The sequence below is a fragment of the Mycobacterium sp. 1165178.9 genome (genome assembly GCF_001673555.1).
Taxonomy (GTDB): Bacteria; Actinomycetota; Actinomycetes; order Mycobacteriales; family Mycobacteriaceae; genus Mycobacterium.
Window position 1 is genome coordinate 1 of record NZ_LZMB01000026.1, and the last position, 25,538, is coordinate 25,538.

Consider the following 25,538-nt stretch of genomic DNA (forward strand, 5'->3'; position numbering starts at 1 on the left):
CGAGGAGGCGTGCGGCGCCCTGATCGAAGGAATCATCGAGGAGTCCGAAGACGAGTCGCTGATGGAGCGCTATCTCGGGGGTGAGGTCATCGACGAATCCGTGCTCATCCAGGACCTGGAGCGCGCCGTCGCACGGGGGTCGTTCTTCCCCGTGATTCCGGTCTGCAGTAGCAGCGGCGTGGGCACCCTGGAATTGCTGGAGGTCGCCACTCGCGGCTTCCCGTCTCCGATGGAACACCCGCTGCCGGAGGTCTTCACCCAGGTCGGTGCGCCGCACGCCAGCCTGACGTGTTCACCGGACGCGCCATTGCTCGCGGAGGTGGTGAAGACGACGTCGGACCCGTATGTCGGCAGGGTCAGCCTGGTCCGGGTTTTCGCCGGGACCATCAGGCCCGACACGACTGTTCATGTGTCGGGCCACTTTGCGTCGTTCTTCGGCACCGGCAACGGCAGTGGCCATGCGCATCCCGACCACGACGAGGATGAGCGCATCGGGGTGCTGTCCTTTCCGCTGGGTAAGCAGCAGCGCCCGGCGCCGGCAGTGGTGGCGGGTGACATCTGCGCGATCGGCAAATTGAGCCGCGCGGAAACGGGTGACACACTTTCGGATAAGTCTGAGCCGTTGGTCTTGAAGCCCTGGACCATGCCCGAGCCGTTGCTGCCGATCGCGATTGCGGCCCACGCCAAGACCGACGAGGACAAGCTGTCGGTGGGACTGGGACGGTTGGCCGCCGAAGACCCGACGCTGCGGATCGAGCAGAACCAGGAGACCCACCAGATCGTGCTGTGGTGCATGGGCGAGTCCCACGCCGGTGTGGTGCTCGAGGCCCTGGCCAACCGGTACGGCGTCACCGTCGACACCGTGGAATTGCGCGTCCCGCTGCGAGAAACGTTCGCCGGCAAGGCGAAAGGCCACGGGCGTCACGTCAAGCAGTCGGGCGGGCACGGCCAGTACGCGGTGTGCGACATCGAGGTGGAGCCGTTGCCGGAAGGTTCGGGGTTCGAGTTCGTCGACAAGGTGGTCGGCGGGGCGGTGCCGCGACAGTTCATTCCGAGTGTGGAGAAGGGCGTGCGGGCCCAGATGGAGAAGGGCGTGCACGCGGGCTACCCCGTGGTCGATATCCGGGTCACCCTGCTCGACGGAAAGGCGCACAGCGTCGACTCGTCGGACTTCGCGTTCCAGATGGCGGGCTCGCTGGCGTTGCGGGAGGCCGCCGCGGCGACCAAGGTGGCACTGCTCGAGCCCATCGACGAGATCTCGGTGCTGGTGCCCGACGACTTCGTCGGTGCGGTGATGGGTGATCTGTCCAGCCGGCGCGGGCGGGTGCTCGGCTCCGACACCGCGGGCAACGAGCGCACCGTGGTCAACGCCGAGGTGCCGCAGGTGGAGCTGACCCGCTATGCCATCGACCTGCGGTCCCTGGCCCATGGGGCCGCGTCGTTCACCCGATCGTTCGCCCGCTACGAACCCATGCCGGAATCCGCGGCCGCCCGACTGAACGCCGCCGTCTAGAACCAGTCAGCCCTTGCGCCCGAACTGCTTCGCCACCGCGCGCCGGTCCAGCGAACCCTTCGCGGTATGCGGCAACTCGGCGGTCAGTTGATACTCGGCGGGCACTTCGAAGGGCGCCAGGCGATCACGGCAGAACGCCGCCAATTCGTCGGCCGTCGGCGCGGCGGATCCGCGCGCGACAATGACCGCACCCACGGTCTCGCCATACAGCTCGTCCGGCACGCCGAACACGCCCACCTCCAGCACGTCGGGGTGGGTGGCCAGGATGCCCTCGACGCGTTCCGGCGAAATCTTCTCCCCACCCCGGTTGATGAGTTCCTTGATCCGGCCGCGGATGACGAGGTCGCCGGCCGGCGACAGGGTGCCCAGGTCGCCGGTGCGCAACCACCCCCGGGTGAAGTTGGCGGCGGTGATGGATGGGTCGCCGAGATAGCCGCGAACCACGGTCGGGCCGTGCAGCCAGACTTCGCCGACAGTCTCCGGCGGCAGCGCCTGGCCGTCCGGCCCGACGATCCGGATTTCCGGTCCGGTCGACCGGCCGACGAGACCGGGTGTGGCACCGGGGTTTTCGCTCCTGCCCGCGCGTGGAAAGTTCTCGGCGCACACCTTCTGGGACGACATCGAGGCCGTCGGGGCCACCTGGTACACCGCCGTCCCGACGATCCATCAGATCCTGCTGGAGCGCGCCCGAACCGAGCAGCCGGGCGGCACGCACGCCCTGCGGTTCATCCGGAGTTGCAGCGCGCCGCTGACCGCCGAGGTAGCGCAGGCGCTGCACGACACCTTCTCGGCGCCGGTGGTGTGCGCCTTCGGGATGACTGAGTCGACGCACCAGGTGGCCCCGACGGCCTCGATGTCGTCCCAGAAGGTGTGCGCCGAGAACTTTCCACGCGCGGGCAGCAGCACCGCTCCCCCGGACACCAGGGTGCCCAACAGCGCGGCGAGCAGGCCGTGCCCGTGGTAGAGCGGCATCACCGCCACTGTCGCATCATGCGAGTCCAGCCCGTAGCCGTCGATGATGGACGCAACCGAGCGGGCGATGTTGTGGCGCGTCCATGGAACCATCTTGGGCACACCGGTGGTTCCGCCAGTGAACATGATCATGGCGTCGTCGTCGCGCAGCCCCTCCGGAGTCGACACGTCGCGCAGGGGTGCCGCGGTGACGTCCAGGCTGACCGTCGCGGCGGCGCCGTCGGACCCGACGGCCACCGCGATCGGCCACGACGGCAAGCCGTCCGGTGCGGCTGTGTCACTGTCGCCGAGCTGGTCGACGAGCACGGCCCGGGCGCCCACCGCCACACCGCGGGCACGCTGTTCGGCGAGGGGCAGAGCCGGATCCAGCGGAACCACAACGAGATCCGCGCGCGACGCCGCCAGCACTCCGACGACGAATTCGGCGCTACTGCCGGCGCGCAGCGCGACCCGGTCCCCGCGCAGCAACCCGGCGGCCTTCAGCTGTCCGCTCAAGTCATCCACCAGCCGGAGCAAGTGGGCATAGTCGACCGGTAGGTGCTCGGCGGTGACCACCAGCGCGGGAGCCTCCGGCGACCGGCGTGCCGCCGCCTCGACCAGGTCGGCGATGCGCGGGGCGGCGGTTTCTCTCGACTCCTCGCCGCTGTCGATTGACCCCATCGCCGAACTCCTTCCACTGTTGCTGCCGATGCCACCCTGCCGGTCAGCTCTCTGGCGCGTCCAATATCGGTTGGCTCACGATTGATAACCGGCGGCTATCGAGCCGCAGTAACACACGTCTGAGCTGCAACGATAAACAGCGTGAATCACCGGATAGTGGCCTCGTCTTGGACACCTGGTGGCCGGTCGGGTCACAGTGATGACGAAGGCTTAGCCCAGGCATCCGAGGAGTCGCCACAAATGTCCACAGCTCCGGCATCTCCCGACCCGACACGCCAGATCGATGGGTTTCACCTCGTGGTGGAGGCGCTGAAAGCCAACGACGTCGGCACCATCTACGGGATCGTCGGCATCCCGATCACCGACCTCGCCCGCGTCGCGCAGGCGTCCGGGATCCGCTACATCGGTTTCCGGCAGGAGACCTCGGCCGGCCACGCCGCGGCCGCCGCCGGATTCCTGACCCGGCGGCCCGGTGTGTGCCTCACGACCTCCGGACCCGGCTTCCTCAATGGCCTACCCGCACTGGCGAATGCGACGACGAACTGCTTTCCGATGATCCAGATCTCCGGCTCCAGCAATCGGGCGCTGGTGGATCTGCAGCGAGGCGACTACCAGGACCTCGATCAGCTCAACGCGGCGAAGGGCTTCGCCAAGGCTGCCTACCGGATCAATCGGATCGAGGACATCGGGCGTGGCGTCGCGCGTGCCATTCGCACGGCGGTCTCCGGGCGCCCCGGCGGCGTCTATCTGGACATCAGCGGTGAGGTGCTGGGCCAGGCCATGGACGCTGACGCGGCGGCGGGCACGGTCTGGCGCGTGATCGACCCCGCTCCCCGACAACTGCCGGCTGCGGACGCGGTCGATCGCGCGCTGGGCGTGCTTGCCCAGGCGCAGCGGCCGTTGATCGTGCTCGGCAAGGGCGCCGCGTATGCCCAGGCCGACAACGTGATTCGGGAATTCGTCGAGGCCACCGGAATTCCGTTCCTGCCGATGTCGATGGCCAAGGGCCTGCTGCCCGATTCGCACTCTCAATCCGCCGCGGCCGCCCGCTCCCTGGCGATCTCGCGCGCCGACGCGGTCCTGCTTATCGGTGCACGACTGAATTGGCTTCTGGGCCACGGCGAGTCACCGCAATGGAGCCGTGAGGTCAAATTCATTCAGGTGGACATCGCCGCTTCCGAGTTCGACAGCAACCAGCAAGTCCTACCGCTGGCCGGAGACATCGGCTCGGTGATGTCCGCGCTGTGTGACGGCGTGGCCGCCAGCCCGATCACCACACCGCCGCAGTGGAGCAGCGAGCTGGCCGAGCGCACGGCACGCAATGACGCCAAGATGAGCGAACGCCTCGCCGAAACCCCGCACCCCATGCGGTTTTACAACGCCCTAGCTGCGATCCACTCTGTGCTGCAAGACAACCGGGACGTGTACGTCGTCAACGAAGGAGCCAATGCGCTCGATCTGGCCCGCAATGTCATCGACATGGAGCTGCCGCGACACCGGCTGGACACCGGAACCTGGGGCGTGATGGGCATCGGAATGGGCTATGCCATCGCCGCCGCCGTCGAGACCGGCGAGCCGGTGGTGGCGATCGAGGGTGACAGCGCATTCGGCTTCAGCGGCATGGAGATCGAGACCATCTGCCGCTACCGACTGCCGGTGACCGTCGTCATCCTCAACAACGGCGGCATCTACCGCGGCGACGAGGCCACACCCGGTACGGCGTTGACGGCCTCGGACCCTGCCCCGACGGTGTTGAGCACCCGGGCGCGTCACGAGCTGCTCGCGGAAGCGTTCGGCGGCAAGGGATATCACGTCGCCACCCCGTCGGAGCTGCGCGCGGCACTGACCGAAGCGATCGGCGCTCGGGCGCCGTCGATCATCGACTGCGAACTCGACCCGGCTGCGGGGGTGGAGAGCGGGCACCTGTCCAACCTGAACCCAGCCAGCGCGGCCGCCCCATCTCCGGCCGCGCTCAGCGCCGGCGGGTAAGTCCAAGCAGTTGGGCGTCAAAGAATTCGTCCAGCGCCAGCTGCCCGGCGGAGGTGGCCAGGGCGCGGGCGATCGGTGACCCCGGTCCGCTCGAGTTGGTGGCCAGGGCCACATCGGCTTTGAGCACGGGATCGACCAATGCCACCGCCCGGATGGCGGGCCCCAGCGGCGAGGTCCACAGCCAGGTGTGCGGCACGATGGACGCCCAGTTGCCCGCCGATACCTGAGCGAATAACGATGCGACGGAATCGGTTTCAACCTGTGGACTCACGGTGATGGCATGGTCGGCGAACGACTCGTCGATGATCTGGCGATCACGCATCGCGGGGGTGAGCAGCGCCAGCGGCAGCTGCGCCGCCTCCACCCAGGTCATCGTCGCCGCACCGGATCCCAGCATGTCCGCCGGTGCCAATAGCACATACCGTTCCTGGTACAGCGGAACCAGGTTTACGTCGTGAGCCTCTTCGGGCGCCGCATGCACGATGGCGGCATCGATCTCGAACTCGCGCAGGCGCCGGTACAGTTCGCTGGCCGCGAGCCGCGACAGGATGTGCACCTTCACCAGTGGGTGCGCCGAGCAGAACGCCGAGAGCACCAGCGACGCGGTGGTTGAGGCGGTGGGAACGGTGCCCAGCCGAAGCGTCCCGGTGATGCCCGAGCGCACCGCATCCACTTCGGACTTGAACGCGTCGTGTTCGGCGAGAATCCGCCTGGCCCACACCACCAACCGCTCGCCTTCGGGAGTGAGTCCTTCGAAGCTGTGCCCGCGGTTGATCAGCGTGACATTCAGTTCTCGTTCGAGCTTGGCGATCGCTGCGGATAGCGCCGGCTGGGAGACAAAGCATTTCTCGGCCGCCCGGGCGAAGTGCCGCTCGGAAGCGACCGCCACGAAGTACTCCAGTTGACGGAAGAGCACCCGCACTCCTCGGGTTCGGCCTGGGCCTTTGAGCACCGATCCCGCTGAGGCTAGCGCGTCCCGGCGATCGGGCCAAGCCAAGGTTTGCGCCACTCCTATGGTGGCTATATCTATGGACTCGGCCTAGCGGGCGGGTCGTAGCGCTGCGGCCGCGAAAACCTATGCATCGGTACCGGTTTCACCCAACTGCGACTCGCGTTCTCGCAATTGGCATCGGTCGCGACGCGCACGCGGTACCCACACGGCTGCATTCCGACGCGGTTGAACCCAATCGGTGATCCAATCGTTACCGTGACGACCGGCCGGGCTGTCATTGTTTGCTGAAACCGGTGATGAGTGGGTAACCAGTAGAATGTCGGTGTGTTGGTCACACCATCTCGAAGGGTGGACGCTATGCGTCGGGGTGTTCGTTATCTATTTGTTATGGTCGCGATCACAGCCGCGGGCTTGGTGGCGCCGGTCGGTCGCAGCACCGCCGCCGTGCCTCAACCGCACCCCACGCCCGCAGTCGCCTCGATTTTGCCCGCTAATGGCGCCGTGGTGGGCGTTGCGCACCCGATCGTGGTGACCTTCACCGCTCCGGTGGCCGATCGCGCCGCTGTCGAACGATCAATCCACGTCACTTCGCCCAGCGGCACCCCCGGCCACTTCGAGTGGGTCCACAACACCGTCGTGCAGTGGATTCCCAACCGATATTGGCCCACCCACACCCACGTGTCGGTCGGCGTGCAGGCCTTGACGACGGGCTTCGACACCGGCGATTCGCTACTCGGCGTCGCCAGCATCTCCAAGCACACGTTCACCGTCAGCAGGAACGATGAGGTGCTGCGCACCATGCCGGCGTCGATGGGCAAGCCCAGCCGGCCCACCCCGATGGGTAGCTTCACTGCGCTGGAAAAGCAGCGCACCGTGGTGATGGATTCGCGGACCATCGGCATTCCGCTCAGCTCTCCGGAGGGCTACAAGATCACCGCCTCGTACGCCGTTCGCGTCACGTGGAGCGGCGTCTACGTGCACTCTGCTCCGTGGTCCGTCGATTCCCAGGGCAACGCCAACGTGAGTCATGGCTGCATCAACCTCAGCCCCGACAACGCCGCCTGGTACTTCAACCAGGTCAACGTGGGCGACCCCATCGAGGTCGTGGCCTGAGCGCCGCCTCCGTATCCCCGCCGTAACGCCGGCTCCCCGGTTCGCATCTCGCAGCGGTGTGACGACCGTCACAACCGTTGAACGGAAGCACCGCCCACGGGGGTTCGTTCAGGTAGACGAGCGATCTGAACGAGAGGCGGGCCATGACCGATGACGCGAAGCGCACGAAAGTTAGCTCTACAGGCCCGATCAGCGCAGCGCGCCAACAGGTAGCTGAACGCATCCGTCAGTTGGACGCCCACGACGAAGAGTTTCGCACCAACAAGCCCAATCCCGCCCTACAGCACGCGGCTCGGCAACCCGGCCTTCGGCTGCCGCAAATCCTGGAAATCTATGCCGAGGGCTACGCCGACCGCCCCGCGCTGGGCTGGCGCGCCCGCTCCCTGAACGCCGACCCGGCCACCGGTCGGGTCAGGGCACAATTGCTCCCCCGATTCGACACCATGACCTACCGGGAGCTGTGGGCCGACGTCCGCGCCATCGCGGGAGCCTGGCGACAGGACGCCGCCAATCCCGTTGCGCCCGGCGATTTCGTCGCCACCGTGGGTTTCGCGAGCGCCGAGTATCTCACCGTCGACCTGGTGTGCGCCTACCTCGGGCTGGTGACCGTGCCGTTGCAGCACAACTCGACGGCCTCACGGCTCAAGCCGATCGTCGAGGAGGTCGAACCATCCGTATTGGCGGCGGGTGTCGGTTATCTCGACCTCGCCGTCGAAGCGGCCCTGGGCATCTCGTCCTTGCGGCGGGTCGTGGTCTTCGACTACCGGCCCGAGGTCGACGAGCAACGCGAGACCGTCGATCGCGCGCAGGCGAAGCTGGCGAGTGCCGGCCTCGCGGTCACAATCGAGACTCTCGACGACCTGATCGAACGCGGCCGAACCCTGCCGCCCGAGCCGATGTTCACCGGCGGCACCGACGAGCGGCTGGCCATGATCATGTACACGTCGGGCAGCACGGGATTGCCCAAGGGCGCCATGTACACCGAGCGGATGCTCTCCAAGCTGTGGACCACCGAGCTGATGCCCGACTTCACGGACACGCCGGTGATCAACGTGAACTTCATGCCCCTGAATCACCTGGGCGGCCGGATACCGCTTTCGACGGCGTTCCAGGCGGGTGGCGCCAGTTACTTTGTCCCCGAGAGCGACCTGTCGACCCTGTTCGACGACTGGAACCTGGTGCGCCCCACCGAGATGGGCCTGGTGCCCCGGGTGGCGGAGATGCTGTACCAGCGCTACCAAAGCGCCGTCGACCGATTCGAAATCTCCGGCGCCGACACCGCCGCGGCCGAGGCGCAGGCGCAAGCCGAACTGCGCGAGCAGATACTCGGCGGACGCGTCGTGACGGCCTTCTGCGGTACGGCGCCGCTCGCCGCGGAGATGCGCAGTTTCATCGAAACCTGTTTGAACGTCCACGTTCTCGATGGCTACGGCCTTACCGAGGTCGGCATGGTGACCAAGGACGGCCGCATCACCCACCCCCCTGTGCTCGACTACAAGCTCATCGATGTGCCCGAGTTGGGCTACTTCCTCACCGACAAGCCTTATCCGCGAGGCGAATTGCTGGTGAAGTCGCTGACCGCCACGCCGGGGTACTTCAAGCGGCCCGATGTCACGGCCAACGCCTTCGACCCCGACGGCTACTACCGCACCGGTGATGTGATGGCCGAGCTGGAGCCGGGCCGGCTCGCCTATGTCGACCGCCGCAACAATGTCCTGAAACTGGCCCAGGGCGAGTTCGTCGCCGTGGCGCGCCTGGAAGCGGTGTTCTCCAGCGCGGCGCTGGTGCGGCAGATCTTCGTCTACGGCAACAGCGAACGACCCTACCTGCTGGCCGTTGTCGTCCCGACCGACGATGTCGTGCAGAAGTTCGGCGGCGACGCCGACGGACTGAAGGCCGCCCTGGGCGAATCCCTGCGCCAGTCAGCAAAAGTCGCCGAGCTGCAGTCCTACGAGGTGCCGGTCGACTTCGTGGTCGAGACGGAGCCGTTCAGCGAGGACAACGGCCTGCTGTCCGGAGTGGGCAAGCTGCTGCGCCCGAAACTCAAAGAGCACTTCGGCGCTCGGCTTGAACAGCTATACGCGGAGCTGGCCGAAAATCGGGTGACCGAGCTGCGTGCCTTGCGCGAAGGCGCGGCCGATCACCCGGTGATCTTCACCCTCACCCGCGCCGCCGAGGCGCTGCTCGGCCTGGCCGGCGGGCCGCCGGCACCAGACGCCCTGTTCATCGAGCTCGGCGGCGATTCGCTGTCGGCGCTCACCTTCTCCAACCTCCTACGTGACATCTTCGACGTCGAGGTGCCCGTGGGAATGATCACCGGCCCGGCAACTGACCTGGCTCAGCTCGCGGAATACGTTGAATCCGAGCGCGAATCGGGATCGCGGCGGCCGACCTTCGCATCGGTGCACGGGCAAGGCGCGACGCAGGTCCACGCCGCGGACCTCACGTTGGACAAGTTCATTGACGCGGCGACCCTGGCCGAGGCCCCGGGCCTGCCGCGGGTGACCGGCAAGCCGCGCACCGTTCTGCTCACCGGCGCGAACGGCTACCTCGGCCGCTTCCTGACGCTGGAATGGCTCGAACGGCTTGCCGCAACCGGCGGAAAGCTCATCTCCATCATCCGCGCCGCGGACACCGCGGCCGCCACCAAACGACTCGAGGCCGTCTTCGATAGCGGGGACCCGCAGTTGCTGCAGCGGTTCCGCACGCTGGCCGCCGATCACCTCGAGGTCATCGTCGGCGATATCGGTGCGCCGAACCTTGGCTTGGCGCAAGGCACCTGGGAGCGCATCGCGCGGACTGTGGATCTGATCGTGCATCCGGCCGCGCTGGTCAATCACGTGTTGCCTTATGACCAGCTGTTCGGTCCCAATGTGGTCGGCACCGCAGAGTTGATTCGCCTGGCGATAACCACGCGAATCAAACCGGTCACGTACATGTCGACCGTCGCGGTGGCCCTGTCGGTCGATCCGGCCAGCTTCGCCGAGGATGGCGACATCCGCACCGTCAGCGCGTTGCGCCCGGTCGACGACAGCTACGCGAACGGGTACGCGAACAGCAAGTGGGCCGGCGAGGTGTTGCTGCGCGAGGCGCACGACCTGTGCGGCCTGCCGGTCGCGGTCTTCCGCTCGGACATGATCCTGGCGCACAGCCGGTATGCGGGGCAGCTGAACCTGCCAGATGCGTTCACCCGCTTGATATTCAGCTTGTTGACCACCGGTATCGCGCCGGCCTCCTTCTACCAGACCGATCCGCGGGGAAAGCGGGCGATCGCCCACTACGACGGGCTGCCCGCTGACTTCGTGGCCGAAGCGGTCACGACACTCGGTGAACGGGTCGCCGCGGAATCCCGTGCTTATCGGTCCTTCGACGTGATGAACCCGCACGACGACGGCATCTCGCTGGATGTGTTCGTCGACTGGCTGATCGCCGCCGGAAATGACATCCGGCGCATCGACGACTACGACGAATGGCTCGACCGGTTCACCACGGCCCTGCGGGCCTTGCCGGACAAGCAGCGCCAGCACTCGGTGCTGCCGTTGCTGGACGCCTACCGAAAGCCGGAGACGCCGCTGCGTGGCGCGCCGGCCCCCACCGATGTGTTCCGTGGCGCGGTGCGGGCGGCAAAAATCGGTGCAGGCGAGGACATTCCGCATCTATCGGCGGCCTTGATCGACAAGTACGTCGCGGACCTGCGCTTGCTGGGCTTGGTGTAAACGCCGCTGAGCTAGCCGGGTAGGCCGGCCTTCACCGCAGCGTCCTGCTTGCGACCGATGTCGGCGGCGACGGCCGGATCGACGGGGTCGTTGGGCGGGGTATCGAATTCCAGGGTGACCAGCGCCTTGCCTTCGGTGAAGACCAAGACCGTCATCGCTTGGGAGTTGTCCGGGGAGGTTCCCGAAATCGTCACCCCGTTCTCGCCAACCGCGAGCGGTTGCCAGCTACCGCTTACCTTGCCGTTGTAACTGCCTTGGGTGGAGGCTAATTCGGCGGCGGCCGCCGACGGATCGGCGGCGACCACGATAGTGTCCCACAGGCGACGGCTGGCCTCGCCGTTGGCGAACAGTTGGGCGACGCCGGGTGCATTGTTGGGGTTGAGCATGGGCGACTGCGGGGCGGTGAGACCGCCACCGACATCGTTGGGCTTGATCAGTAGGAAGCCGTAGTCCGTGGGCCGGCCCGACGGCGGGCCGGTGACCGCGCTCGCACTGGTCGTGGCGGGGGAACTCGACGACGGCGACGAGGATTTGTCGGCGCTGCCGCATCCGGCGCTCGCTGCGCCGACCACGACGATGACAACGGCCCAGCCGGCGATGCCGGTCCGATCAACTCCCACGCATGTTCCTTCCACGTGTCATGGGTATCCGGCATTCACCGCGGCTCCCGACGCCGTCGGCGAAACACTGGGGGTGAACCAGGCTCGCTACGAACATAGGCCCACTCGGCGCCCGCTGGGTAGCACTTCGGCGTGCTTATGCTTGCGTGGGTAACCGCATCCCGCGTTGGAAGGAGTTGGGTATGACGGCTGCAGCGGCGCGCGCAGTACGGTTCGACCGTTACGGCGGACGTGAGGTGTTGTACGTCGCGGACATCGAAATGCCCTCGCCCGGGCCCGGTGAGGTCGTCGTCGAAGTGCGCGCGGCCGGGATCAACCCCGGCGAAGCCGGCATCCGGGTCGGGGCGATGCACGAGATGTTCCCGGCCACCTTTCCCTCCGGACAGGGCAGCGATCTGGCCGGCGTCATCACCGCCGCGGCACCCGGGGTCACCGAGTTTTCGGTCGGCGACGAAGTCTTGGGCTTCAGCATGCGCCGGTCCAGCCACGCCACGCACGCCGCGGTTCCGGTCAACCAATTGATTCGCAAACCTCCCCAACTCAGTTGGGAGGCAGCGGGTTCGCTGTACGTGGTCGGGGCGACCGCTTACGCCGCCGTTCGCGCGGTTGCGCCTCAAGCCGGTGAGACGGTCGCCGTGTCGGCGGCCGCGGGCGGGGTCGGCAGCCTTGTTGTGCAGCTTCTGGTGTTGCGCCAGGCGCAAGTGCTCGGCATCGCGGGCCCGGGCAACGCCGACTGGCTACGCGGGCATGGCGTCATTCCGATCGCCTACGGTGACGGACTCGTAGAGCGGCTGCGTGACGCGGCGCCGGACGGCATCGACGCATTCATCGACCTCTTCGGTCCGGACTACGTCCAGCTCGCCGTCGATCTCGGCGTGGTGCCCGAGCGGATCGACACCATCATCTCGTTCCAAAAGGCGGGCGAAGTGGGCGCCAAGACCGAAGGCAGCATGGAAGCCTCGACGCCCGAGGTGCTCGCCGAGATGGCCGACCTGATCGTTTCCGGCGCCATCGAATTCGACATCGCCGCGACGTACCCGCTGGACCGGGTCGCCGACGCTTATGCCGAGCTCGAGCAGCGGCACACACACGGGAAAATCGTTCTGCTGCCGACTAACTCAGAATGAGGCGGCCGGACCGACGACACCCGCCTGCACGATCTTGATGATGACGAAAACGACGGCCACCACCAGGTAGCCCCGCAGGCTGATCAGCCCAGCCCGGCGCATTGGTGACATCGTTGGCCGATCGAGCAAGGCGAGTGTGGGGTGCACCTCGGCGGGTGTGCCTGACGGCGCGGCAGCGGTCCGGCCCAACACTGGGGTGCGGCGACCGCCGCCGGGGTGGGTCGACGTCATCGAATCCTCGCTATCTCGAGCGGTTCTCGGATGAGGAAGTCGTGGTTGCGGCGCTCAACGACGCCCGCGGCGACGGGCGGCGCTGTGACGCCCGCCGCCGAGGCAACAATTCAACGGTGGTTGCTGTCGGGACCCGAGACGTGCCCACCCAGCGACGCGGTGACCATCGCGATCGGCATCCTCGACACGTACAGGTTGGCCCGCTCCTGCGGGGTCAGGCTGGTCCGCAGGTGAAACCTGTGGGCCAGCAACCGGCCCGCACGCAGCATCGACCGTCCGCGCATCCTGCGGCTAGCAGAAAAACGTTGCGTAACAACAAAAGTCATGATCTTCTCCTGACGGAGGCCCAATCGGCATCGGCACGGCGTATCAGCCGCGCAGGACCAGGCGAGGTCAGGCGGTGAAAGAAATGCCGGAACCGGATCGGGACAAGACGGATTTCGGATAGGGACTATCGCCGGGACTCATCTCGCCCTCACCTCCTCACGCCGGGACACACGTGGGTGCCACTACATTCACCTGAACGAGAGAGGCATGATGACCGGCGGAAGCAACCGCCGGTCGCACCCCTCTCGTCGGAGCTTCGGCACTGCACGGCGTATCCGAACATAGCCAATGGTCGCGACCCGCTGCGCCCGGCTTCGCCGCGCTTGCGATCGCTCCCGTCCGGAAGCCACTTGGGCTCAACCCTTGGGTCCGGGAAGAGCTGTCCTGACCCGGGGCGTCTCTCGACGTTCGGGGTCAGTGGCCTGTATCCATGCAGACGCCTCACCTACCGAGGTGCTTGCGGGTCCATAGTGACATCGGGGCCGCAGACTCGTCAAACCGCTTAACGGATCCCTGACACCCACAATTGCTCTCCAGGACCAGGAGGGAGAAAGCCTAGGCTCAAACACATGACCACCACCTTGCAGGATTCCCGGGTCGCGTCGACGCTCGATCGGATGTACGCCGAGTCGAAGAACCAGATGTCGCTGCTGCGCGAGCGGCGCGGCACGTTCGATCGGCCGATGACCACGCAGGAACGCACCGAGGCGATGAGCGAGTTCTACATTCCGGTCACGCCGGAAGCCGGCCGACTGCTGTATTCGCTGGTGCGGGCCACCCGTCCGGCCACAGTCGTCGAATTCGGGATGTCCTTCGGCATCTCCGCCCTTCATCTGGCCGCGGCGGTGCGCGACAACGGCACGGGCCGGGTGGTGACCACGGAGCTCAGCGAGACCAAAATCGCGGCGGCGAAGAAGACGTTCGCCGAGACGGGCTTGGACGATGTGATCACGATCCTGGAAGGCGATGCGCTGACCACGTTGAAAAGCCTTGACGGAGCGGTCGATTTCCTGCTGCTCGACGGTTGGAAGGATCTGTATCTGCCGGTGATCGAGCTGCTGGAGCCCCGCCTATCCACGGGTGCGCTGGTCATCGCCGACAACGCCAGCTCGGCCGACATGGCGCCGTATCTCGATCGCGTGCGCAACCAGGACAACGGATACGTCAGCTTCAACTTCCAGGTCCGCGACAGCGACAGCATGGAGATCAGCTGCCGCACAAGCGGTTAGGGCTACCTCAGCGATTCCTCGAGCCACGGCGTGAGCCACTTCACCCCTTCGGGGGTCAGGTGGACGCCGTCGCTGCGCACCTTGATGCCATCGACCTTGGCGGTATAGACACCGTCGGGGCACAGCTTCTTGTTCAGGTCGAGGATCGCGACCCCTTGATGGTGGCTGACGGTCTTGCGCAGCATGGCGTTCCACAGATTGACCCGATCGGGCTGGTCCTCCGGATACAGCCGGCCATCCGGCTTTTCACCGCCCCGGCTGTAGGGGACGGTAGCGACCACCACGCGGACACCGGTAGCACCGACGATGGTCAGCGCCCGTTCGAGCTCACCGTTGAGGTAGGCGTCGAAGGTCGGGTCGCCGATGTGAGTCCATTGGCCCTCGTTGACCCGGTCCACCGTTTCCCAGCGGCCGATGACAAGCAGCGCGACGTCCGGCTGATCCCGGCTGACCTGAGCGGACCAGCGAATCGGCCAGCCGTCGCATTCAGACCGTTGCTCCAAAGTCTGGCCGATGTAGCGGTACGGCGTGCCACGCACCAGGCTGCATCCGATGACGGTGTGGTCGAGGAATGCGAACCCGGGCGTCGGGGGCAGGTAGTGCATCCAGGTCCACCCGATCGAATCACCGAACACCGAGACGGTGAACGGCCGGTTGGCATCTCGGGGGCGGCTCGGGCCGGGCGGCGATGGCGAGACCGCGGCGACCGCCGAGACGCCGGGCGGCAGACCGGCCTCGCGCAGGCCGGGCCCGGTGCCCACCGGGATCACCAGAAGAGTCACCGCGGCCGCGCTGGCCACGGTCGCCGCCGCTAGCGGCAGCAGCGGCACCCGCGCCGGTCGCCAGCGCCGAATCGGTTGTTCGAGCAGCCAATACGACGCCGCGGCCACCAACAGCGTGACTCCGCACCGCGCGGCGAACAACGGCAGGCCGGACCATCCGGTGCGTTCGCCGTTGAGCGCCAAGAAGATTGGCCAATGCCACAGATAGACGCCGTAGGAGATGGTTCCCAGCCAGACCAGTGGGCGCAACGCGAGCACGCGGGCCACGATTCCGCGCTGCTCCAGCGCGACGGGTGCGATCACGATCACCGCCGCAATCGCGACGCCGATCAGCAAGCCGTGACGGAATTCTCCGCCGGCCCCGGTGGCGTAGTGCGTCGCCGCCGCCAGTCCGGCCACACCGAACAGCGGCAGGATCCGAGCGACCCGGCGCCCCCACCGCGTGCGAATCATGCACCAGCCGCGATTCATCGATGGCCAGTCCCGCACCAGCAGTGCGGCCGACGCGGCACCCACCAGCAACGCCTGCGCGCGGGTGTCGGTTCCGAAGTAGATCCGGTCGCGGGTGCCGTCGGTCGCCAAGACGATTGCTAGTGCCGCCGACGCCAGTGCGCCGAACGTGGCGATCAGGAACGTGGCGAACCGCACACCGCCGACGGTGGCCCGGGACGAGCGGCGCCCCGCGCGGGCGGCGAGCAGCAGGGTGACCGCGACGAGCAGCACCGGCCAGAGGAAGTAGTACTGCTCCTCCACCCCGAGTGACCAGGTGTGCTGCAGCGGCGAGGGCGGAGCGCCCTGGGTGAAGTAGTCGGTCTTCTGGGCGACGAACCGCCAGTTCGCCATCCACGCGAACGCCGCGATGGCGTCGTCGCGTAGGCCGGTCAGTGACCGGTCGGGCAATAGCTGGCGGGCGGCGGCCACGGTGAGCACCATCAAGACCAGTGCGGGCAGCAGTCGTCGCGCACGCCGAATCCAGAAGCCGGTCAACTCGATCCGGCCGGTGCGGCCCAGCTCGTCCAGCAGCAGCGAGGTGATCAGGAATCCGCTGAGGACGAAAAACACGTCGACGCCGATGAATCCGCCGCTGACGCCAGGGATGCCGCCGTGCCCGATGAGCACCAGCGCGACCGCGATCGCACGCAGTCCGTCGAGTGCCGGGATTCCGCTGGCCCGCTCGGGCCTGTCCCAGATGGCCAGCCGGCCGACGCGGCGCACGGGGGCCACCCACCGGGGCCGAGTACGACGAGCCGGCGCGGGGTGAAACCCGCCCGGCTCTGTGCTTGCTGTCAGCGCGCCGTAACTACCATTTCGCCCGGCGCCATGGTTGATGCCGATACGTCGCTGCCCCTCCTGTTGAGTTCAGCAAGCCAGCCTAGAGGCGGGCGCACAGGATCAGGTGGAGGACACGCGAGGTGTTTTCCGCCGTGCTGCGTTCGGATTTCACCCCTGAAGCGTCAGCCTTTCTCGGGCGCGTAACCCAGGGTGCTCTTGACCTCCAGATACTCGTGGAAGCCGAACTCGCTCCATTCCCGGCCGTTGCCGCTGTGCTTGTAGCCGCCGAACGGCGCGTTGAGGTCGAACGCGTGATTGATGGTCACCCATCCCGCGCGGATCTTGCCGGCGACCTCGCGCGCCGTGTCGAGGTCGGCTCCCGAAACGTAGCCGGCGAGGCCGTATCGGGTGTCATTGGCGATCTCGACGGCGTGGTCGAGGTCGTCGTAGCCGAGAATGCACAGCACCGGGCCGAAGATCTCCTCGCGCGCGATCGTCATGTCATTGGTGACATGCGCGAAGACGGTCGGCTTGACGTAGTACCCCGTGTTCAGTCCCTCCGGCCGGCCCGACCCCCCCGCGACCACCGTCGCGCCCTCGTCGATCCCCTGTTGGATCAGGCGCTGAACCTTCTCGAATTGCGCCCTCGACGCGACCGGACCGATCGCCCTCGCGTCGCCGCTGCCCACCGGGACCTGCCCGGCGACCTCACGCGCGATGTCAATGGCCTCGTCCATCCGGGAATTCGGGACCAGCATGCGCGAGGGCGCGTTACAGCTCTGCCCGGAATTGGGCATCATGTTGGCCACACCGGCCTTGACGCCCTGGGCGAAACCACTGTCGTCGAGGACGATGTTTGGGCTCTTGCCGCCGAGCTCCTGGGTCACTCGCTTCACCGTCGCGGCGGCGTTCGTGGCCACGTCGACACCGGCGCGGGTCGACCCGGTGAAGGACACCATGTCGATGTCCGGATGGCTCGCCAGGGCCACACCGACGCCCGGGCCGTCGCCGTTGATCAGGTTGAACACGCCGGCCGGCACGCCCGCGGCGTCCAGGATCTCGGCGAAGATGTAGGGCGAATACGGGGCCACCTCAGAGGGTTTCAGGATGACGGTGCAGCCGGTCGCCAGCGCCGGGTAGACCTTGACCGCGACCTGGTTGATCGGCCAGTTCCAGGGGGTGATCAACCCGCAGACACCAATCGGCTCCTTGGCGATCAGCGTCGCACCTTTTTGTTCGGAGAATTCGAAGTTCTTCAGCGCGTCGATGGCCGTGGTCAGGTGACCGATCCCGAGGAAAACCTGCGGTCCGGCGGCGAGCGAGGGAGGTGCGCCGATTTCTTCGGTGACCGCGTCGGCGAGATCGTCGGCTCGCTTCTGGTATTCGGCGAGGATGGCCTGCAAGAGGTCCAGCCGCTGTTCGCGGGTGCTCTGCGACCAGCTGGTGAAGGCTCGCCGGGCGGCGTTGACCGCCACGTCGACATCGGCCGCCGACCCCAGCGAGATCTTCCCGGAAACCTGCTCTGTCGCCGGGTTCTCGACGTCGAAAGCATTGGGGCGCAATGGGTCGATCCACTGCCCATCGATGTAGAACTTCAGGTATTCACGCATGACATCGATCCTCTTTCTTACTGGGGTCTTACTGGGTACCTTCGGCGTACCAGGTCCGGAATCTGTCGTACTTGGGCATCTCCTCGGAATTGGCCTTCGGATCGATGCACACGTGCACTACACCGACTTTGCCACTGGCGTAGGCGCGAGCGATCGCCGGGCCAATCTCGGATTCCTTCTCGACGTACTCGCCGTGGCAACCGAAGCCCTCGGCAACCTTGTCGATCCGGACGTCCTTGCTCCAGTGCACACCGGGCTGCGGCGAGGGCTGGGAGAAGGTGCGCTTGTACACACCCACTTCCAATCCCCACTGGTGGTCCACACCCACCACGCACACCAGCGGAAGATTCTGCCGCGCAGCGGTTTCCAATTCGGCGATGTGGAACAAAAATGCCGAATCGCTGGTCAGCAGCATCACCGGCCGCTTTCCACCCTCGGCGACGGACGCTCCGACCGCATACGGTAGGCCCGTGCCGAGGTGGCCGAAGTTCTGGTTCCAGATCACGTCGCGCGGCTTGGACTGCGAGTAGGTCCACTGGAAGATCACGGTCGCGCCGCCGTCTCGCACCAAGATGCCGTCGTCGAGTTCGTTGAACGCCTTGGTGGCCTCGACGACATAGCGCGCCGGATGGATCGGCGAACGCCCGGACGGTGCCGATTCCGCCATATCCGCAAGCTCTTTCGTGTCCTTTTCGATCAGGAGCCGCAGCGTGGGTGCGGCCTTGCGCGGTGAATCCTTGAGCGCGTCGACCAGCTGCGGCACCACACCGCGCAGATCGCCGACCAACGCCACGTCGACGGGGCGGTTGACGCCGATGGCGGTCGGGTCTTGCTCGACCAGCACCCACTTGCGGTTCGCATCGTTGCCGGCCCAATGCTGGGTCCGTCCGTAGTGCATCGGCTCACCGAGCTCGGTGCCCAGCGCTACACAGAGGTCGGATTCCTCGACTGCCTCGTTGGCGGCCGGGGAGAACAAGTACGGGAACGTCCGCTCCTGCAGTCCCGGGATGAACGAGGTGCCGCCTGAGGTCTGGATCACCGGACAGGCCATGAGGTCGGCCAGCTGCCGGACCGCCGCGCCGGTGCGTGAGGTGTGGACTCCGTGGCCGACCAGCAGGATCGGGCTTTTCGCCGCCCCGATCAGCTTTACCGCCTCGGCCACCTCACGGGTGCCTGCACCCTGGTTGACCAGCCGGTAGCTGGACGGCGCAGGCGCGGCGTCGACGTCGAGTTCCTCGAGGATGACGTGGGACGGGTACTCGATGTAGGCCGGGCCGGGCGTGCCGGACATGGCCCGGCGGAGCGCCTCGTGGATGATCTCGTCGGTCTGATCGGCGTACTCGATGGAGGCGCTGTATTTGACCGATGAGGCAAAAAGGGGCTCCTGGCGGACGAATTGGATGCGCCCGCGCCGCACCCGGCGTTCGGTGACTCGGGCGCGCTGGCCGCCGAGGAAGATCACCGGCGAGTTCTCCACGAGGGCACACTGAATCGCTCCGGCGATGTTGGCCATGCCCGGGCCGAGCGTGCCGATGCACAGGCCGGGCTTGCCGGTCATGCGCGACGCCGCCTCGGCCATGAATCCCGCGCTCAGTTCGTGATGCGGCGCGACGACGGACCACCCGCGGGCGTCGGCCTCGGCGAACATGTGCACGAAGTTCGGGTCCGGGATGCCGAACAGCGTGTTCACACCCTCCGCCTCGAACAGGTCGAGGATGCGTTTGTAGACGGGGACGCCCATGGTTTTCAAACTCCTTAGCGATAGGCAGTGAGCGGCGTGGAGGCCGCAACGCCGCGGGTAAGTGGCAGGGACAGCAGCGTTTTCACGATTCGACCTTCAGCTCGTCGAGGATCTCGGCGGTGTGGGCGCCGAGTTCTGGCGCCGGTCCCGCGACGCGGCCCGGTGTCCGCGAGAACCAGGTGGGCACGCCCGGGAAGCGCACCGGCCCGTGCGGGGTGTCCACCGTCTCGAACATGCCCACGGCGGCCAGATGCGGATCGTCGAAGAGCGCGCCGGGTGTGTTCAGCGGCGCGGCCGGAATCTCGAGTTCGCGCAGCAACTCCAGCCACTGGGCGGTCGACCGCTCTTTCATGGTTTCGGCCAGCAGTCCGTAGACGGTGTCGATCTCGCGGGCGCGCTGTTCCAGCGTCGCATACAGCTCGCTGGCCCACGGCGGCCGAACGGCTTTCATGAAGGCGTTCCAGTGCTTGTCGTTGTAGATCAGCGCGGCGATGTAGCCGTCGCTGGTGCGGTACGGGCGGCGGTTGGGCGCCACCGTTCGCGGATACACCGCAGGCCCGAGGGGCGGATCGAACATGGCACCGTTGGCATGCTCGACGAGCATGAACGAGGCCATGGTCTCGAACATGGCGACCTCGACTTCTTGGCCCTGGCCGGTGCGCTCGCGATGAAATAGCGCCATGGTCGTCGCGTACAGCGCGGTCAGTCCGGCGATCTTGTCGGCCATGATGGTGCCGACGTAATCGGCCTCGCCGGTCAATTGCTGTTGCACCGCGGGCAGGCCGCATTCGGCCTGGATCGTGTCGTCGTAAGCGGGGCGGTCGCGGTCGGGTCCGCGTCGGCCGTACCCGTAGCAATTGGTGTAGATGATCGCGGGATTGATAGCGGCGACCTCGTCATAGCCGAAGCCGAGCTTGTCGATCGCCTTGGCGCGCATCGAGTGGATGAACACGTCGGCGGTCTCGACGAGAGCGCGTAATGCGCGCGCTCCGGCGTCGGTTTGCAGGTCCAGCACGATGCCGCGCTTGCCGCGGTTGACGTTGACGAACACTCCGCTCATGCCCGGGGCCGGACCGACCGAGATGTAGCGTGTGTTATCGCCCTGCGGCGGTTCGACTTTGATCACGTCGGCGCCCATGTCGGCCATGATCTGGGTGCAGTACGGCCCCATCACCATGGCGGTGAGGTCGACGACACGCACACCCGTCAGTGGCCCGTTAGCCACGATGCGCCCGTTCGAAGCTGTAGCGAATGTGCTGGCTATGACCGTCGGGTACAACCGGAAAAACTAGCGGCGCCTCCAGTTGTCGAATCGTTGCCAGATTTTCGCCGACATCCTCAATCGTCCATGACGGCCGGTACACGCCCGGGCTCTCCGCGATGACGGCCCTTGCCACGCGACCCGCCAGCGCAATGAAGATTTCACCTGTCACGGAACAGGATTCGTGGGCCAACCAACCCACCACGGGTGCAACAAGCTCCGCACCCATTGGCGGGTAGGCCGAGGTGTCGATCCCTTCGGCCATCCGGGTGACCGCCGCCGGAACGATCACGTTGCATGCCACGCCGTCGTCGGCGCCTTCGATCGCCGCGACGTTCGCCAGGCCGATCACACCGGCCTTGGCCGCCGCGTAATTGGCTACCCCCTCGTTGCCATACAACCCGCCGATCGAGGAGGTCAGCACGATCCGCCCATAGCTGGCCTGGCACATCACCGGAAATGCTGGTCGCACCACGTTGAACGCGCCGCGCAGGTGCACATCGAGCACCGCGTCGAAATCTTCGTAGCTCATCTCTTTCAATGACCCGCGACGGACATTGCCGGCGTTGTGAATCAGGATGTCGAGGCGACCGTAGTGTTCGAGCGCGGTGCCGATGATGGCCTCGCCGCCCTCGCGAGTCGTCACCGACTCGGCACATGCGACGGCCTCGCCGCCGACCGCCTTGATCGCCTCGACCGCTCGCTCGGCGGGCGTGGCGTCGGTCCCGTCACCGCCCAGGCTGCCGCCGTGGTCGTTGACGACCACCCTCGCCCCGCGCCTGGCGAGTAGCTGCGCGTACTCGCAGCCCAGGCCCCGCCCGGCGCCTGTGACGACCGCGACCTGGCCATCGAACCGCAACTCGCTCACGAAAGCTCAAGGCCTTCCAAGTCATCCTTGGCGCGCCACTCGGCGATCAGGTCACCGAAGGCGTAGAAGCCCGGCGAGTAGAAATCGCCGAGGAACGCACCGTTGTCTTTGGCGCCGCCCCGGCCTTCATTGTTGTAATAGCCAGGGGTGCAGGACATCTCGAATGCCGAGTTGTCGATCGCGAGCTCGGCGACCGTCCTGACCCAGCCGTCCTGGCCTTCTTGGCTAGGTTCGACTCTGGTCGCGCCGCGTTTGCGCGCCTCGGCGACGATGTAAGCGATGTGTTCGGCCTGTTGCTCGAACATCGCGGTGGTATTGGCCGAGACGCCGCCCTGAATGAAGCCCGTGAAGAACTGATTCGGGAATCCGCGGGTCGTCATGCCGTGCAGCGTCTGGTACCTGTCGTGCCAGTAGTCGAACAGCGACAGCCCGTCTCGACCCTCGATGACGTCGACGGCGAAGCGTCGACTGATCTCCGTGGAGATCTCGAACCCGCTGGCGAATACGACGCAATCGACCTCGTACTCAACGCCGTTGGCGACGATGCCCTTCTCGGTCAGGCGTTCCACACCCTTGGACTCCGACACGTCCACCAGCGTCACGTTAGGCAGGTTGAACGCCGGCAGGTAGGTCTCGCTCGAACACGGCCGCTTACACATGAAGCGGTAGTACGGCTTGAGTGCCTCGGCGGTGTCGGGGTCGTCGACCAGCTCGGCCACGCGGCGGCGCAGCCGGTCCATGATCTTGTAGTCCTCTTCCTCGCGGATCGCCATGATCTCCTCGATCCCCAGCGAGGCGGGATCCGGGCTGGCGGCAATCCGGGCGGTCATGTTGCGGCCCAATTCGGTCCAGAAATCGCACACCAGATCCGGCTCGCCGAAGACCACCCCAACAAACGGTGACCAGTTATGGAAGTTACGTTTGCGCTCCTCCTGCCAACCGGGCTGCAGGGCCGCCGCCCAGGCCGGGTCGGTCGGTGTGTTGGCCCGCATGTCCACCGACGACGGGGTGCGCTGGAACACGAAAAGCTGCTTGGAATCCCGCCCGAGATGCGGCACCAGCTGGACGCCGGTAGCCCCCGTGCCGACGAGTGCGACCCGCTTGTCAGCCAGCTTATGCAGGCCGCCGTTGGCATCGCCGCCGGTGTAGTCGTAGTCCCAACGCGCGGAATGGAATGCGTGGCCCCCGCCGTCCAGGTACTCCTTGATGCCGGCGATGCCGGGCAGCTTTGGCTTGTTGTACGAGCCCTGCGCCATCACCACGAACCGTGCGCGAATGTCGTCGCCGCGGTTGGTGGTCAGCCGCCACCGCGTGGTGTTCTCGTCCCAGCGCATGGTCTCGACCTGGGTAGAGAAGATCGCGCCATCGTAGAGGTCGAAGTGTTTACCCATGGCCTGGCAGTGCGCGAAGATCTCGGCACCGTCGGCGAACTTCTTGCTCGGCAGGAAGTTGAGTTCCTCGAGCATTGGGATGTAGCAATAGGAGTCATTGTCGCACTGGATGCCTGGGAAGCGGTTCCAATACCACACTCCGCCGAAGTCCCCGGCCATGTCGATGACCCGAACATCCTGTACGCCGGCCCTTTTCAGGTAAGCGCCGGACAACAATCCGGCGAACCCACCGCCGAGGACGGCCACCTCGATGTCCTCGTTGATCGGCGCGCGGTCGGCGACCGGAGTGTATGGGTCTATCTCGTAGAAGTCGGCCAGGTCACCTTCGAGTTCGAGGTACTGCGCGCCGCCGTCCTCGCGTAGGCGCTTGTCGCGCTCCTGGGCGTACTTGGCCCGCAGCGCGTCTATGTCGACGTCTTGGGCTACGTCGGTGGGCCCGCAGGGCTTGTCAGCGGTGGTCATATCTCAAAGCTCCTGCGGTTCGCCGGTACCCATGTACTTCGACAGTTGGTGATGGAGATTGACGGTGCTGCGCTCACGGTACGGATTGGGTTTGGTGCCCGAGAAACCCAGGGATTTCATGCCTTGCTGCACGGCGGCCATGTTGGAGAAGTCCTGCGGAAGAACCGAGCGCCACCCGGGGTCTCCGACCGGCGTGTATTCCCACTCCGTCTGCGGCTCTTGACCTTTCGGATACAGCTCGAAGACGGACACCTCGAAAATGCACTTGTTCGGGTTGTAGCTGGGATGCGGCCGCGCGCCGTAGCACAGCGCGCTGGTCAAACCCTGGCCGATCTGGAAGTTCGGGAAGATCTGCCATGCTGTGCCGGCCTGCCCGAGAATGTCGGCGGGGATCGTCGGCCAGATCACCCCGCGCGCTTCGTCGTCGCGGCGCGCCGACGCCAGCCAGTGCTCGAGGACCTTGTCGGCCGGAGTGCCTTCGGGCAGTTCGTCGACCAGTCGCTTGGCGGCGTTCACCAGCGTCTGGGTGGTGGTGGCGTTGGTTTCCTCCATCGTGTACACCTGCATCTCCGCGGTCGAGACACGAGGATCGGCCCCGATGCCCAGCCGAATCTTGGACTTGGTGGCCTCCATGTCCTCGGGAGCGTCGTAGCCGATATGGCTGTGCTTGCCTTGGGCTTTCGCCCATCCCTTGAACTCGCCGAACTTATTGAACTCCGGATGGGTGGTGTAGACGTGGTAGGTCTCGTTGAAGGCCTCCAGTGCGACCTTCCAGTTGCAGTCGAAAGACAGCCACTTGCGCCACTTGTAGCGCATGTTCTCCAGGCCGAACGGGTCGAGAATCTTCGCGGCGGGGAACAGGAAGTCGGCCAGCGGCTCGCAGTCGGGATCCATGTTGATCCACAACCAACCGCCCCAGGTGTCGACTCGGACCGGTCGCAGGCGGGTGTTGTCGGGCGTGAGCGCACCCTGCCAGTCCTGTTGTTCGCGGATATGGGTGCACGCGCCGTCCAGACCGTAGGTCCAGCCGTGAAAGCCGCAGACAAACGACTTGCGGGTTCGCGCACAGGCGTTCTTGGCGCCGGCGGGGGTGTCGATGAGCCGGCGGCCGCGGTGCATGCAGACGTTGTGGTGTGCGTGGAATTCCCGCTCGCCGGTCCGCACGACGATGATCGAGTCGTCGAGGATGTCATAGGTGAGGTAGCTGCCCACCTCGGGCAGTTCCTCGACGCGACCGACCTGCTGCCAGACCTTGCGCCACAGCTTGTCACGCTCGGCACGGGCATAATCCTCCGAGATGTATGCCTCGACTCCGATCGTCATCGGCTGCGAGAGCTCCTCGGCCGCTCCGGGATTCGCGCCCTTGGCCCGTTCGGTCATCACATCCTCCTAATCGCCGCGCGGAAGGATTCGTCATGCAAGAACAGCGACGTGTTGTCGGCGCCGAGGTGGCTCCACTTGAGGCCCAGGCCGCCGTCGACCAGCAACGTCTGGCCGGTGATATAGCTCGACATCTCCGAGAGCAGGAAGAGGATGGCGCCGGCCTGCTCTTCGGGTCGCCCTCGGCGACCCATCGCGATCGCTCGCCGGTCGCGCTCGGGATCCTCGTCGACATAGGTGCGCGACGCCACCGTCTCGGTGACGCCTGGCGCCACGGCGTTGACCCGCACGATGGCACTCGAGTTGGCGCAGGCCGGAATTC

18 protein-coding genes, 3 pseudogenes and 1 riboswitch are annotated in these 25,538 nt (G+C 66.3%); of the genes and pseudogenes, 7 read left to right on the forward strand and 14 right to left on the reverse strand.

Annotated features, from left to right (window positions below; all coding sequences use genetic code 11):
* On the forward strand, window positions 1-1,513 hold a 1,513-nt coding region (locus tag A5652_RS01425), incomplete at its 5' end, for an elongation factor G-like protein EF-G2 (RefSeq protein WP_067345893.1).
* Between the two features lie 6 nt (window positions 1,514-1,519).
* Here A5652_RS01425 and A5652_RS26275 read toward each other — a convergent pair.
* Window positions 1,520-2,095: pseudogene (locus A5652_RS26275) on the reverse strand (fatty acid--CoA ligase family protein); the annotation flags it as partial.
* On the opposite strand from A5652_RS26275, the pseudogene A5652_RS26280 reads away from it, so the two are divergent.
* Window positions 2,067-2,360, forward strand: a pseudogene (locus A5652_RS26280) (AMP-binding protein); the annotation flags it as partial. The pseudogenes A5652_RS26275 and A5652_RS26280 sit on opposite strands and share 29 nt — an antisense overlap.
* On the opposite strand, the pseudogene A5652_RS28290 reads toward A5652_RS26280, so the two are convergent.
* A pseudogene (locus A5652_RS28290) lies at window positions 2,342-3,145 on the reverse strand (AMP-binding protein); the annotation flags it as partial. The pseudogenes A5652_RS26280 and A5652_RS28290 overlap by 19 nt on opposite strands.
* A 240-nt stretch (window positions 3,146-3,385) precedes the next feature.
* Between A5652_RS28290 and oxc the strand changes: the two are divergent.
* The gene (oxc, locus tag A5652_RS01435) at window positions 3,386-5,134 is read left to right on the forward strand and encodes an oxalyl-CoA decarboxylase (RefSeq protein WP_067345895.1); all 1,749 of its coding nucleotides are present in this window, start codon (window positions 3,386-3,388) and stop codon (window positions 5,132-5,134) included.
* On the opposite strand, the gene A5652_RS01440 is transcribed toward oxc, so the two are convergent.
* Complete coding sequence (locus tag A5652_RS01440; RefSeq protein ID WP_067345919.1) at window positions 5,118-6,050, reverse strand: LysR family transcriptional regulator; 933 nt, start codon at window positions 6,048-6,050, stop codon at window positions 5,118-5,120. The genes oxc and A5652_RS01440 overlap by 17 nt on opposite strands.
* A gap of 393 nt (window positions 6,051-6,443) precedes the next feature.
* Between A5652_RS01440 and A5652_RS01445 the strand changes: the two genes are divergently transcribed.
* Together A5652_RS01445 and car are read left to right on the forward strand one after the other, a co-directional pair.
* Window positions 6,444-7,199: a L,D-transpeptidase family protein gene (locus tag A5652_RS01445; protein WP_067345897.1), complete on the forward strand. Its 756-nt coding sequence runs from the start codon at window positions 6,444-6,446 to the stop codon at window positions 7,197-7,199.
* A 143-nt stretch (window positions 7,200-7,342) separates the two neighbouring features.
* Window positions 7,343-10,915 (forward strand): carboxylic acid reductase, encoded by a 3,573-nt coding sequence (gene car, locus A5652_RS01450; protein ID WP_232001060.1) that lies wholly within the window; start codon window positions 7,343-7,345, stop codon window positions 10,913-10,915.
* A gap of 11 nt (window positions 10,916-10,926) precedes the next feature.
* Here the strand turns inward: car and A5652_RS01455 are convergent, their stop codons facing one another.
* Window positions 10,927-11,535 carry a hypothetical protein gene (locus A5652_RS01455; protein WP_067345901.1) on the reverse strand — a complete coding sequence of 203 codons (609 nt, stop codon included), beginning with the start codon at window positions 11,533-11,535 and terminating at the stop codon, window positions 10,927-10,929.
* Window positions 11,536-11,717: 182 nt separating this feature from the next.
* Between A5652_RS01455 and A5652_RS01460 the strand changes: the two genes are divergently transcribed.
* A complete protein-coding gene (locus A5652_RS01460; protein ID WP_067345904.1) occupies window positions 11,718-12,662 on the forward strand; it encodes an NADP-dependent oxidoreductase in 945 nt (314 codons plus the stop codon).
* Here the strand turns inward: A5652_RS01460 and A5652_RS26290 are convergent.
* Both A5652_RS26290 and A5652_RS27315 read right to left on the reverse strand, forming a co-directional pair.
* Window positions 12,654-12,893: a hypothetical protein gene (locus A5652_RS26290; RefSeq protein WP_156745090.1), complete on the reverse strand. Its 240-nt coding sequence runs from the start codon at window positions 12,891-12,893 to the stop codon at window positions 12,654-12,656. The genes A5652_RS01460 and A5652_RS26290 overlap by 9 nt on opposite strands.
* A gap of 110 nt (window positions 12,894-13,003) precedes the next feature.
* Window positions 13,004-13,219, reverse strand: a complete 216-nt coding sequence (locus tag A5652_RS27315; protein ID WP_156745091.1) for a hypothetical protein — start codon at window positions 13,217-13,219, stop codon at window positions 13,004-13,006.
* Window positions 13,220-13,453: 234 nt separating this feature from the next.
* A riboswitch (M-box (ykoK) riboswitch) is annotated at window positions 13,454-13,680 on the reverse strand.
* A 109-nt stretch (window positions 13,681-13,789) separates the two neighbouring features.
* Here A5652_RS27315 and A5652_RS01465 point away from each other — a divergent pair.
* A complete protein-coding gene (locus A5652_RS01465; RefSeq protein ID WP_067345906.1) occupies window positions 13,790-14,449 on the forward strand; it encodes an O-methyltransferase in 660 nt (219 codons plus the stop codon).
* Window positions 14,450-14,451: 2 nt separating this feature from the next.
* Here A5652_RS01465 and A5652_RS01470 read toward each other — a convergent pair whose 3' ends face one another.
* The 8 genes from A5652_RS01470 to A5652_RS01505 all read right to left on the reverse strand — a co-directional run.
* On the reverse strand, window positions 14,452-16,446 hold the full coding sequence (locus tag A5652_RS01470) for an acyltransferase family protein (protein WP_067345908.1): 1,995 nt from the start codon (window positions 16,444-16,446) through the stop codon (window positions 14,452-14,454).
* 239 nt (window positions 16,447-16,685) lie between these two features.
* The gene (locus A5652_RS01475) at window positions 16,686-18,113 is read right to left on the reverse strand and encodes an aldehyde dehydrogenase family protein (RefSeq protein ID WP_067345910.1); all 1,428 of its coding nucleotides are present in this window, start codon (window positions 18,111-18,113) and stop codon (window positions 16,686-16,688) included.
* A 28-nt stretch (window positions 18,114-18,141) separates the two neighbouring features.
* Entirely contained in the window at window positions 18,142-19,854 is a 1,713-nt protein-coding gene (locus A5652_RS01480; protein WP_067345912.1) for a thiamine pyrophosphate-binding protein, read from the reverse strand.
* Between the two features lie 82 nt (window positions 19,855-19,936).
* Window positions 19,937-21,064: a CaiB/BaiF CoA-transferase family protein gene (locus A5652_RS01485; protein ID WP_067345921.1), complete on the reverse strand. Its 1,128-nt coding sequence runs from the start codon at window positions 21,062-21,064 to the stop codon at window positions 19,937-19,939.
* Window positions 21,065-21,071: 7 nt separating this feature from the next.
* A complete protein-coding gene (locus A5652_RS01490) occupies window positions 21,072-21,983 on the reverse strand; it encodes an SDR family NAD(P)-dependent oxidoreductase (RefSeq protein ID WP_067345915.1) in 912 nt (303 codons plus the stop codon).
* Window positions 21,980-23,836 (reverse strand): NAD(P)/FAD-dependent oxidoreductase, encoded by a 1,857-nt coding sequence (locus A5652_RS01495; protein WP_067345917.1) that lies wholly within the window; start codon window positions 23,834-23,836, stop codon window positions 21,980-21,982. Before A5652_RS01495 ends, A5652_RS01490 begins: the two co-directional genes overlap by 4 nt.
* A 3-nt stretch (window positions 23,837-23,839) precedes the next feature.
* Window positions 23,840-25,216 carry an SRPBCC family protein gene (locus A5652_RS01500; RefSeq protein ID WP_067345918.1) on the reverse strand — a complete coding sequence of 459 codons (1,377 nt, stop codon included), beginning with the start codon at window positions 25,214-25,216 and terminating at the stop codon, window positions 23,840-23,842.
* On the reverse strand, window positions 25,216-25,538 hold a 323-nt coding region (locus tag A5652_RS01505; protein WP_156745092.1), incomplete at its 5' end, for an SDR family oxidoreductase. The genes A5652_RS01500 and A5652_RS01505, both read right to left, overlap by 1 nt.

Bases quoted from the DNA above. Each gene is read 5' to 3' on its own strand.
- oxc (WP_067345895.1), top strand. From the start codon at position 3,386: ATGTCCACAGCTCCGGCATCTCCCGACCCGACACGCCAGATCGATGGG.
- A5652_RS01445 (WP_067345897.1), top strand. From the start codon at position 6,444: ATGCGTCGGGGTGTTCGTTATCTATTTGTTATGGTCGCGATCACAGCC.
- car (WP_232001060.1), top strand. From the start codon at position 7,343: ATGACCGATGACGCGAAGCGCACGAAAGTTAGCTCTACAGGCCCGATC.
- A5652_RS01460 (WP_067345904.1), top strand. From the start codon at position 11,718: ATGACGGCTGCAGCGGCGCGCGCAGTACGGTTCGACCGTTACGGCGGA.
- A5652_RS26290 (WP_156745090.1), bottom strand. From the start codon at position 12,893: ATGACGTCGACCCACCCCGGCGGCGGTCGCCGCACCCCAGTGTTGGGC.
- A5652_RS27315 (WP_156745091.1), bottom strand. From the start codon at position 13,219: ATGACTTTTGTTGTTACGCAACGTTTTTCTGCTAGCCGCAGGATGCGC.
- A5652_RS01465 (WP_067345906.1), top strand. From the start codon at position 13,790: ATGACCACCACCTTGCAGGATTCCCGGGTCGCGTCGACGCTCGATCGG.
- A5652_RS01475 (WP_067345910.1), bottom strand. From the start codon at position 18,113: ATGCGTGAATACCTGAAGTTCTACATCGATGGGCAGTGGATCGACCCA.
- A5652_RS01480 (WP_067345912.1), bottom strand. From the start codon at position 19,854: ATGGGCGTCCCCGTCTACAAACGCATCCTCGACCTGTTCGAGGCGGAG.
- A5652_RS01495 (WP_067345917.1), bottom strand. From the start codon at position 23,836: ATGACCACCGCTGACAAGCCCTGCGGGCCCACCGACGTAGCCCAAGAC.
- A5652_RS01500 (WP_067345918.1), bottom strand. From the start codon at position 25,216: ATGACCGAACGGGCCAAGGGCGCGAATCCCGGAGCGGCCGAGGAGCTC.